The following is an 11188-nucleotide window of genomic DNA, read 5'->3' on the forward strand; positions in this document are numbered from 1 at the left end:
GCGGGGCTGAGGGCAACCCGATCGGGCGGGGGCTGCCCGAACTCGCGGTCTTGCCGCTCGCATCGCATGCCGCGCTGCTTGTCTGATCCTCGCCGGTTATGTAGTCCTGCACCGCAGGCCGTCGGCAAATGAGGACAGCACATTGCCTAGTACTGGACCTGGAGTCTTCGGAACGAGACTATGTTTCGCGAACTCCAGCCTTCCGTAAGGCCGTCACAAGTCGCTGCCTGTCCTTCTGTCGCCGAAATGGATAGTGCTCACATATCTTGCGGATGCTTACGTTTGGATCGACCTTCTCATACGACTGAAGTGCGATCTTTGCTTCCGCCGTCCGCCCTCCCATGGCGTTAGAGGCAATTGCCACACGAAGAGCAGGCATCCAGTTCGGTTTCGTCCGCAGAGCCATGGCAGCCCATTCCGCAGCTTCTTGATCTCGCCCGGCGACGAAATGCGCAAAGCCCATGGCGCTCTGCGTGAGGAATACGCGCGTATCGAGGGGATCGAGGCGCATCGCCGTGTTGAGGCTTTCGATCGCGCCATCGGGATCGCCCGCGTAGCCGCGGACCCAGCCGCTGCGCTGCCACGCCACGGCCAGGTTCACGTCGAGCTCCAGCGCGCGGCCGATCAATTGAAGTGCGCGTTCCACTTCTTTGAAGAAGAAGGCGCGGACATGCCCTGCCCAGCACAGGGCGACGGCATCGTCGTTTCCGACTTCCACAGCGCGCTCCGTCAGACGGGCTATTTCTACCTCGTCAAACTGGGATTGCCAGCCGTTCGCCTTGGCGAACTGGTAGCATGAGGCAGCCAACCCGTAGGGCGTCGCAAATTCAGGGTCTTTATCAATTGCCGCATAGAAAAGCCTCAACGCGTCGGCATTGCCCACTCTGGACCAGCGATTCCAGCTCGCGAGTCCGCGCAGATAAAGATCGTAAGCCGCAGGATTGCTGGTCAGCTCCCGTTTCGCGCGTTCGATTTCAGCCTTTTCAAGTTGCGGTGCCATCGCTCCCACGACGCTCGAAACGAGCCGATCTTGAAGATCGAAGATGTCGACCAGGTCACCATCATATCGGTCTGCCCACAAATGGTGCCCCGACTCAGCCTCGATAAGCTGCCCGGCCACACGCACGCGGTTGCCCGACTTGCGCACGCTGCCTTCCAATATGTAACGGACACCGAGTTCCAGCGCGACCTGCCTGGTATCGACCGGTCTCTTCTTGTAGGTGAACGACGAGTTGCGGGCGATGACGAAAAACGCGCGGTTGCGTGACAGAGCCGTGATGATGTCCTCGACAATGCCGTCGGTGAAGTAATCCTGCTCCGGATCTCCGCTCAGATTTAGGAAGGGCAAAACCGCAATCGACGGCTTGTCGGCAATCCCAACCGAGGGCTTGTGCGGGCCGCCCTCGGCGAGACGGGATCCCTCCTCGCAAACGGCGCCGACAAAACGCAGGCCCCTGCGCGGCAAGGTTTTGATCAGCCTTTGCCGTTGGCCGGTATCGCCAATTGCGCTACGCGCCGCGTTGATCCGATTGAATAACGCCGACTCGGAAATGACGCGCCCACGCCAGACCGACGCCAGCAAATCGTCCTTGCTGACCACTCGGTCGCGATGCCGGATCAGATGAACGAGCAGATCGAACACCTGCGGCTCGACCGCCACCAAGGCCGCACCGCGGCGCAGCTCGCGGCGGTCCATGTCGAGTTCACAATTCTCGAACAAGTAGCGCAACACTTCATCCCGCTCGCCACGGCATGCGGCGTAACCCTAGCACAAGCGCCGCAAAGAAAAAATGGAGGTGGCGCTACGCCAAAATTGAGGTGTCCTGAAGGACACGACGCATCCTCTCTGGCATCAGCAAGACGCTTGAACAGCGCACCGGGAGGAAGAAATGAACCGGCTGCCATCTGCTGCGCGGCTAGCGATCGCCGTCATCTGGACCGTCGGGCTGTTGCTGCCGCTGTCGACCCGGGCGGCGGACGTAAAATATGTCGTCAAACCCATTGCCGAGATGAAGATAAAGCAACTTCCAAAAGGCCCGCTGTATTGGCGGGTCGAGAATTTCCCAACGCTGGACCAGGCCAAGGCCGCCGCGGGACAGTACCGCTGGAACCCGGATACGGTCACCTACGACGGGTCTCCGTCGCTGACGGCTGAAGTCGCCGGTAAAGTATGGTTGTTCACCCTTGGCCCCCAAGGCGCAGCGACGCCTGGCGGAACAAAGGTGGCCGAGATCGGGCCCGTGCCGCCCATATCCGCGCCCGAGTATCTCCTGCGCGTCAACTACGGCAGCGGGCCGCCAGGGGCGAAGACGCCAGTTCATTCGCATCCGGGTTCCGAGGCGTTCTACGTCGTCGCGGGGAAATTGGGCCAGAGGACGCCCGACGGCATCAGCTACGCCGAGGCGGGACACACTATGGACGGTCATATGGCCGGAGTGTCGATGCAGGTCTTCAACGCTGGTACGACTGATCTGGCCGCACTCATCATGTTCGTGGTGGATGCCACCAAGCCATTCTCAGTGCCGGCCAAGTTCGAATAGGGTGTTGGCTTCTGTCGCCCGAGAGTCCGTTTCGAACGCCGCACCTGCCGAACCGAGGGACAGATAACGAAAGACGGGCAAAGGAGCCATACGGCATTGATAGCGAGGGAAGATGAGCCCGCCCCGATGGATATTGATCTCAACTCCGCTGATGATCTCAACTCCGCTGATGAGAGCGTGATCCGCCCCGCAGAAGGCGTTCGAGCACAGGCTTAGGGCTTATTCAAAGGTCGGCGCCCCGTGAAGCGCGTCCCGGAGCGGCATCTTAGGCGTCCGCGGCGTCGTAAGAAATGCGATCGTTGCCAGCAGGCGGGCCGCCGAGCACACCATCGCGAAGCTCCACCCAAGCTGGGCTGCCGTCAATCCGCCTCCCGCGAGATTCGCCTAACGCACGATAGCAACGATTTCGCCGTCAGCGGCACCATGCCATTGGCAACGTGACGGCGCGGGATCAGTCCGGAGGCGCATCCAGACCGCAGAGATGGCGATTCGACAAGTCCCCCCTGTCGACGCTCGATCTTTCCGTGCCTCGCTACGGTCGAAGGCCCCACGTTCACACGAGCGCGACGACGCGGGATATCGTCAATTGAGGTGCAGTTCGCAATGATGCCACGACTATCTCCCCCTCACTCCCACTCGATCGTGCCGGGCGGCTTTGAGGTCACGTCATAGACCACGCGGTTGACTCCTTTCACCTCGTTGATGATGCGGGTTGCAACGCGGCCGATGAATTTCATGTCGAAGGGATAGAAGTCCGCGGTCATGCCATCGGTCGAGGTTACGGCGCGCAGGCCAACGACGAATTCGTAAGTGCGGCTGTCGCCCATCACGCCGACGGTCTTGACCGGAAGGATCACCGCAAACGCCTGCCAGATATCGTCGTAGAGTCCGGCCTTGCGGATTTCATCGATATAAATCGAGTCCGCCAGCCGCAGGATATCGAGCTTTTCCGGCGTGATCTCGCCCGGACAACGGATCGCCAAGCCCGGCCCGGGGAACGGATGCCGGCCCACGAACACCTCCGGCAGGCCGAGTTCGCGGCCGAGCGCGCGCACCTCGTCCTTGAACAACGCGCGCAATGGCTCGACGAGTTTCATGTTCATGCGCTCAGGTAGACCGCCAACATTGTGATGAGACTTGATCGTCACCGACGGCCCGCCAGTAAACGACACACTTTCGATCACGTCCGGATAAAGTGTTCCCTGAGCCAGGAAGTCCGCGCCGCCGATCTTCTTGGCTTCGGCCTCGAACACATCGATGAACAGCTTACCGATGGTCTTACGCTTCTGCTCAGGGTCCGTGACTCCGGCCAGCGCGCCGAGAAACTGCGCCGAAGCATCGACGTGAACCAGCGGGATGTTGTAGTGCCCGCGGAACAGATCGACGACTGTCTTGCCCTCGTCGAGCCGAAGCAGCCCATGATCGACGAACACGCATGTGAGCTGATCGCCGATGGCTTCATGAATCAGCACGGCTGCCACGGCTGAATCGACGCCGCCCGACAACCCGCAAATCACCCGCCCGTTGCCGACCTGCGCGCGAATACGCTCGATCGCCTCCTCGCGGAAGGCGCGCATGGTCCAGTCACCCTTGAGCCCCGCGACCTTCCGCACGAAGTTGCGGATCAACCTGGCGCCGTCCGGCGTGTGCGCGACCTCGGGATGAAACTGCATCGCGTAGAATTTGCGCGCATCGTCGGCGATCACCGCAATCGGCGATCCGGCCGCCTTGGCGACGCCGCGAAAACCCGATGGCAGCGTCGTCACCCGGTCGCCGTGGCTCATCCAGACGTCATAGGTGCCGCCCTTCGTCCACACGCCGTCAAACAGCGCGCAAGGCTCGGTCACCTCGATGGCGGCGCGGCCGAACTCGCGGGTGTGGCCGGCTTCGACCCGCCCGCCGAGTTGCTGCGCCATGACCTGCTCGCCATAGCAAATGCCGAGCACCGGAACGCCGGCCTCCAACAACGCCTGCGGTACGCGCGGCGACCCCTGATCGAGCACGGAGGCCGGTCCGCCGGACAGGATGACGGCCTTGGGCCTCATCGCGCGGAAGGCTTCGTCCGCCTTCTGGTACGGCACAACCTCGGAATAAACCTTCTCTTCGCGCACCCGGCGCGCAATGAGCTGCGTCACCTGGGAGCCGAAATCGACGATAAGGATCTTGTCGTGCTGGTCCATGTCAGGTCCTAGAAACAACCGCGTCGCCATCAAACCTCAGCCACCCTGCGGCAAGGCCGGAAAGCGTAACGCACGTTCATGCCGCCCGCCGCAGGATGGCGACGAAAAATCCATCGGTGTCGGTCCGGCGCGGCGTCATCAGCACGCCTTCGTCCGTAAGCAACGCCGCGTGACGGAACAGATAGGCGCGCTCGCCGAGCGCGTTCGCCGCTGCCACCGGGGCATCGATTGAAAACTCCGGATGCCGTGTGACGAAATCGCGGACCTGCGCGCCGTTTTCCTCGTCCAGCACCGAGCATGTAATGTAAGCAATCCGCCCGCCCGGCCGCACCAGGCCGGCGGCGCGATCGAGAACCGCGGCCTGCTCCTTCGTCCGTACCTCGAGCGCACCCGGTCGCACGCGCCACTTGGCGTCCGGATTGCGTCGCCAGGCCCCGATGCCGGTGCACGGCGCATCGATCAGCACGAGATCGGCACGGCCTGCGAGATCGTCCAGTTCGGTTCCGACGGATTTCGGCGGCCGCACCTGGACATTGCGTGCACCGGAACGCTCAAGACGCGGATGGATTGGCGCAAGCCTGCGCTTGTCGTCGTCGGTGGCGTAAATCTGCCCCTTGTTCTCCATCGCGGCAGCGAGCGCCAAGGTTTTGCCGCCACCACCCGCGCAGAGGTCAATCACCTGTTCGCCGGGCTTTGCGCTCGCCAGCAAAGCCGCTAGCTGCGACCCCTCGTCTTGAATCTCGACGAGCCCCTTGATGTAGGCATGCTCGGCATGAATGGCGGGATTCTTGGCGCCCGCCGCCAGCTTGATGCGCAGACCGTCCGGCGACCAGCGCGTGGGCTCGGGCGCGAGATCGGAAAGAACGCGAAGGGCGTCCTCGCGCATGCCCTTCAGCCGATTGACGCGCAGATCGAGCGGAGCGCGCGAGGCCAGAGCCTCCCCCTCCTCCGCGCGTTCGTCGCCGAACACACGAGCCAGATACGGATCGAGCCATTCCGGGTAATCGCCACGCACATGCGCCGGCGCATCATCCATCGTTGCGGACGCAAGACGCGCGCGTTCGTCATCGTTCAGCATTTGCGGAGCGTGGCCTTGGCCGTTGGCGAGCGTTGCCACGGCCTCGACATCGAGGCCACGCTCGCGCACCAGCATGCCGAGCAGCATCGCGCGCGGGCTGTCATTCCCCATCAGCCAGGCCGACGAGGCCTTGCGGCGCAGCGCGTCGTACACCAGCCCCGCGATGGCGGCGCGGTCGCCCGAGCCTGCGAAGCGATGCGACAGCCCCCAATCCTTCAAGGTATCGGCGGCGGGCCTGCGCCGCGCCGCGATATCGGCCGCGATCTCGATGGCGGCGGCAAGCCGCGCTCCAGGCGTCATCGGCAAGCCCGTGAATCAAATCGCGTCACGGCAAACCGGCCAGGATGCGGACAATGAAAATCAGCCACATGATCGTCAGCACCAACACGCCGACGCCGAAAAATCCACCGCGCGCCCGCAGGTTGTTGCTGGTGACGTGAACCGCCGCCTGGGCCAGCCGCGACAAGACAAAAATCCATGCCAGCGTGACGAACAGCACGTCGGCGTGTTTTGTCACCAGCACCAGGATCGTCAGAACATAAAAGAGAACCGGAACCTCGAACTGGTTCTGGAAGGCGTAACCGAACTGCAGCGTGCGCTCCGGCCAGTTGGGCTGGCGCAGCGCCACGTCCTCGGGCTTCACCTTGCCGCTTACCAGCAATGGACCACGCAGGCCCGCCAGGCCGAAACCCAGCACCAGGGTCAGCAACACCTGCACGAACAGCGGCGCGAGGATTGCGGCAACGGACATGGCAGCTTCTCGTCATCAAAGAGCCGCTACACGCGGCTCGGATAATTCGGACTCTCTCGCGTGATGGTGACATCGTGGACATGGCTTTCGCGCAAGCCCGCCGACGAGATGCGGATGAATTGCGCCTTGGCGTGAAACTCCTCGATGGTGTGCGCGCCGACATAACCCATCGCGGCGCGAAGCCCGCCGGCGAGTTGATGCAGCACGGTCGCCACCGGCCCCTTATAGGGCACCTGGCCTTCGATGCCCTCGGGCACGAGCTTGAGGCTGTCCTTGATATCCTGCTGGAAATAACGGTCCGCCGAGCCGCGCGCCATCGCGCCGACCGAACCCATCCCGCGGTACGCTTTATAGGAGCGGCCCTGGTACAGATACGCCTCGCCCGGCGTCTCGTCGGTGCCCGCGAGCAGCGAGCCGACCATCGCCACGTCCGCGCCGGCGGCCAGCGCCTTCGCCAGATCGCCGGAATATTTGATGCCGCCATCGGCGATCACCGGCGTGTTCGTCTTCTTTGCTGCCTCAACCGCGTCCATGATGGCGGTGAGTTGCGGCACGCCAACGCCCGCGACCATCCGCGTGGTGCAGATCGAGCCCGGCCCGATCCCGACCTTGACGCAATCCGCCCCGGCGTCGATCAGCGCCTTGGCGCCGTCGGAGGTCGCGACGTTGCCGGCCACCACCTGCACCGCGTTCGAGGTACGCTTGATGCGCGTTACGGCGTCGAGCACATGCTTGGAGTGGCCGTGCGCGGTATCGACCACGACCAGATCGACGCCGGCCTCCAGCAGCCTCTCGGTGCGGTCGAACCCCTTGTCGCCCACCGTGGTGGCGGCAGCCACCCGCAGCCGGCCCTGCTCGTCCTTGCAGGCGTTCGGATTGGCGACCGCCTTCTCGATGTCCTTGACCGTGATGAGGCCGACGCAGCGATACTGGGCGTCCACCACCAGGAGCTTTTCGATCCGATTTTGATGCAGCAGCCGCTTGGCCTCGTCCTGACTCACTCCCTCGCGGACGGTGATGAGCCTGTCCCTGGTCATCAGGTCGGCCACCTTTTGCCGCGTATCGGTGGCAAACCGCACGTCGCGGTTGGTGAGGATGCCGACAAGCTTCCCCGGCGGGAAGCCAGTCTGACCATTGCCGCCGCCCTCAACCACCGGAATGCCGGAGATATTATGCTCCTTCATCAACGCCAAAGCATCGGCAAGCGTCTGGTCGGGGTGGATGGTGAGCGGGTTCACCACCATGCCGGACTCGAATTTCTTGACCAGCCGGACCTGGGCCGCCTGCTGCTCCGGCTCGAAATTGCGATGAATGACGCCGATGCCCCCGGCCTGGGCCATGGCGATGGCCATCTGATATTCGGTCACGGTGTCCATCGCCGACGCCACGATCGGCAGGTTGAGCGCGACCCCCCGCGTGATATGCGTGCGTACATCGACCTCCGACGGCAGCACGTCCGACGGACCGGGCTTCAGCAGCACGTCGTCAAAAGTGAATGCTTCGGGCGGAACCGAATTGTTGATAGCGGCCATTACCAACTCCAGCGCGCCCATTCGCGGGCTTATGCAATCCCAGATAAGGAAAATCGGCGGGTTTGCGAGGACCGTGATCCTCGCCCGACTCAGGGACCGCTTTTGGGTTGGCGATGGTGGTTAGCACCCCGGAGGCGACTTTCATAGGAAAATCAACGCGAATTGACCGTCCATCCACCGTCTCCGGTATCATGACCCCAGACCCGGCCTCGAACCCTGCATGACTCACAGCCGCCTCGTTCCCATGATCGTGGCCGTCGCTCTGTTCATGGACAACATGGACTCGACGGTGATCGCCACGTCGCTGCCGGCGATTGCCGCCGATATCGGCACCAATCCGCTGGCGTTGAAGCTCGCGGTCACGTCCTATCTGCTCTCGCTCGCCGTCTTCATTCCCATGAGCGGCTGGACCGCGGATCGGTTCGGCGCTCGCACCGTCTTCCGGGCGGCCATCGGCGTGTTCGTGCTGGGCTCGATCGGCTGCGCCCTGTCGGGGTCGATCGCGCAACTGGTGGCTGCCCGCATCGTGCAGGGCATGGGCGGAGCGATGATGACCCCGGTCGGGCGACTGGTGCTGGTGCGGACGGTCGACCGTCAGGAGTTGGTCAATGCGATGACCTGGGTGTCGATCCCGGCGATGATCGGCCCGCTGATGGGGCCGCCGCTCGGCGGCTTCATCACCACCTATGCCTCCTGGCACTGGATCTTCCTGATCAACGTGCCGATCGGCCTGATCGGCATCGTGCTGGTGACGCGCTACATCGAGAACATCCGCTCCGAAACGCGGGAGGGCTTCGACGCAGCGGGCATGGTGCTGTCGGGTGTCGCTGTCGCGGGCATGACATTCGGACTGTCGGTTGCGGGCCTTGAACTGGTCCCGTGGCCCATCGTCGCCGCGATTATCGGCTGCGGCGCGATCGCCTCGGTGCTTTATATTATCTACGCCCGGAGGGTGCAGGCCCCGATCCTCGATTTTACCCTGCTGCGGCTGCCGACATTCCGCGCGAGCCTGTTCGGCGGCTTCCTGTTCCGCATCGGCGTCGGCGCCCTGCCCTTCCTGCTGCCTCTGTTGCTGCAGGTCGGGTTCAATCTGACGCCGTTCCAGTCCGGCCTCATTACGTTCACCTCGACGATGGGGGCCTTGTTCATGAAGGCCGCCGCCGTCCGCATCCTCAAACGGTTCGGCTTTCGCACGGTGCTGACCGTCAATGCCGTGCTTAGCTCGGTGTTCATCGCGGCGTGCGGATTGTTCTCGTTCGACATGCCGTTTGCCGCCATGATCGCGATCCTCCTGGTCGGTGGCTTCTTCCGCTCGCTGCAATTCACCTCCATCAACGCCCTGGCCTATGCCGAAGTCCCGGTGGCGCGGATGAGCCGTGCCACCACGCTCGCCGCGGTCGGCCAGCAGGTATCGCTCGCCACCGGCGTCGCCATCGGGGCACTCACGGTTGAAACCGTGGTGCGATGGAAGGGCCAGGCGGCGATCACTGCCGCCGACTTTCCGGCCGGTTTCCTGCTCGTCGGGCTGATCGCGGCAACGTCGGCCTTCCTGTTCGCCCGGATGCCGGCCAACGCCGGCGCTGAAATGGCCAACCGCATTCCTGCGACAACAAGAAACTCCGATCCGCGCATGGGATAGGCCCACCGCCATAGGATCGCCACGCACGAGCGGTCTACAATGCGGCCTCGGAGAAACTTCGGATCATGCCCCCACCCCGCTTTCGTCTCGCCGGCTTTGGATTCGCCGCCCTGACGGCGGCGATGCTCGGCGCCGCACCGTTGCCCGTCCGGGCGCAACAGTCCGGCGCGGCCCCGGCGAGCAACGAGGCGCGGTGCACCGGCCAGACCACAGCCACGCCGCAAGAGCAGGCCCAGGCCTGCACGACCCTGCTCGATACCGGACGCTACACCGCGCAGAACCGCGCGATCCTGTTCTCCAATCGCGGCATCGCCTACGGCAAGGCCGGCGATTATGCGCGCGCCATCGCCGACTTCAGCGAGGCCATTCGCGTCAATCCCAACCACCTGCGTGCGTACGTTAATCGCGGCAACGCGCAGCTTGCGATGCGCGACTTCGACGGCGCCATCGCAAGCTTCGATCAGGCAATCCGCCTCGATCCCAAGAATCTGATGGGCTACATGGGCCGCGCCACCGCCTACGACGGGAAAGGCGACACCGTTCGCGCCATTGCCGATTACGGACAGGCGCTCAAAGTCGATCCCAATCTCTCCGCCGCTTATTTCAACCGCGGCCTCGCCTACCGCCGCAGCGGCGACTTCGATCGCGCCATCGCCGATTACGACCAGGCGATCCGCCTCAATCCCAGGGACGTCGCCGCCTATAACAATCGCGGCATCGCCGAGGCGGATAAAGGCGACCGCGAACGCGCCCTGAGCGACTACGAGCAGGCAATCAAGCTCGATCCGAACTACGCGCTGGCCTATCTCAATCGTGGTCTGCTCTGGCAAGGCAAGGACGACGACCGCGCGATTGCCGACTTCGATAAGGCCATCGCCCTCTCGCCGGACAGCGCCTCCGCCTATAACAATCGCGGCACCGCCTGGAACGCCAAGGGTGAATTCGAACGCGCGCTGGCCGATTTCGACAAAGCCATCGAACGCGACCCGCGCAATCCCAATTTCTATGACAATCGCGGCACCGTCTGGCGTAACAAGGGCCGCTTCGACCGCGCCATCGAGGATTACGACAAGGCCATCGCGCTCGCACCGGGCTTTGCGCGCGCTTTCTACAACCGCGCGCAGGCTCATTACTTGGCGGGCCGTTTCCAGCAGGCGCTGACCGATGCCGACAAAGCGGCCACGCTTAACGCCAACTCGGCCGCAGCACTGAGCCTGCGCGGGCTGATCCGCGAAAAGCTCGGTGCACGCGAGGCCGCCATCGCCGATCTGCGGCAGGCAGCCACGCTCGATCCGACATTCCAGCAGCCGGCCGATGCGTTGCAGCGGATGGGCGTCGCGGTGCGTTAGGTGACCGACTCATAACTGCGCAGCCATATGCGGATTGAGGCGAGTTGGATGGATGCGAGGAAGTTGTCGTCACGTTTGTCGTATCGGGTCGCCACGGCCCTGAAGTGTTTGAGTTTGTT

General features: G+C 63.6%; 8 protein-coding genes and 1 pseudogene. 3 read left to right on the forward strand and 6 right to left on the reverse strand.

Translation table 11 applies throughout. The features are described 5' to 3' along the window. Positions 1 to 178: 178 nt before the first annotated feature. Positions 179 to 1729, reverse strand: coding sequence for a winged helix-turn-helix domain-containing tetratricopeptide repeat protein (locus VN004_RS09680; RefSeq protein ID WP_325609373.1), 1551 nt, complete (start codon positions 1727 to 1729; stop codon positions 179 to 181). 160 nt (positions 1730 to 1889) lie between these two features. Here VN004_RS09680 and VN004_RS09685 point away from each other — a divergent pair, with 160 nt between their 5' ends. Beyond that, positions 1890 to 2540: a cupin domain-containing protein gene (locus VN004_RS09685; RefSeq protein WP_325609375.1), complete on the forward strand. Its 651-nt coding sequence runs from the start codon at positions 1890 to 1892 to the stop codon at positions 2538 to 2540. A 626-nt stretch (positions 2541 to 3166) separates the two neighbouring features. On the opposite strand, the gene guaA is transcribed toward VN004_RS09685, so the two are convergent. The 4 genes from guaA to guaB all read right to left on the reverse strand — a co-directional run bounded on the left by guaA (position 3167) and on the right by guaB (position 8081). Then, positions 3167 to 4720: a glutamine-hydrolyzing GMP synthase gene (guaA, locus tag VN004_RS09690; RefSeq protein ID WP_325609378.1), complete on the reverse strand. Its 1554-nt coding sequence runs from the start codon at positions 4718 to 4720 to the stop codon at positions 3167 to 3169. A 76-nt stretch (positions 4721 to 4796) separates the two neighbouring features. Further along, complete coding sequence (locus VN004_RS09695) at positions 4797 to 6098, reverse strand: RsmB/NOP family class I SAM-dependent RNA methyltransferase (protein WP_325609380.1); 1302 nt, start codon at positions 6096 to 6098, stop codon at positions 4797 to 4799. Between the two features lie 25 nt (positions 6099 to 6123). Beyond that, positions 6124 to 6549 (reverse strand): MAPEG family protein, encoded by a 426-nt coding sequence (locus VN004_RS09700; RefSeq protein WP_325609382.1) that lies wholly within the window; start codon positions 6547 to 6549, stop codon positions 6124 to 6126. A 26-nt stretch (positions 6550 to 6575) separates the two neighbouring features. Further along, a complete protein-coding gene (gene guaB / locus VN004_RS09705; RefSeq protein WP_325609384.1) occupies positions 6576 to 8081 on the reverse strand; it encodes an IMP dehydrogenase in 1506 nt (501 codons plus the stop codon). 220 nt (positions 8082 to 8301) lie between these two features. Between guaB and VN004_RS09710 the strand changes: the two genes are divergently transcribed. Next, positions 8302 to 9720 (forward strand): MFS transporter, encoded by a 1419-nt coding sequence (locus VN004_RS09710; protein WP_325609386.1) that lies wholly within the window; start codon positions 8302 to 8304, stop codon positions 9718 to 9720. 65 nt (positions 9721 to 9785) lie between these two features. Continuing rightward, positions 9786 to 11069, forward strand: coding sequence for a tetratricopeptide repeat protein (locus VN004_RS09715; protein ID WP_325609388.1), 1284 nt, complete (start codon positions 9786 to 9788; stop codon positions 11067 to 11069). On the opposite strand, the pseudogene VN004_RS09720 reads toward VN004_RS09715, so the two are convergent. Further along, positions 11066 to 11188 (reverse strand): annotated as a pseudogene (locus VN004_RS09720) (IS5/IS1182 family transposase); the annotation flags it as partial. The gene VN004_RS09715 and the pseudogene VN004_RS09720 overlap by 4 nt on opposite strands.

Source organism: Pseudorhodoplanes sp., assembly GCF_035565855.1.
Taxonomy (GTDB): Bacteria; Pseudomonadota; Alphaproteobacteria; order Rhizobiales; family Xanthobacteraceae; genus Pseudorhodoplanes.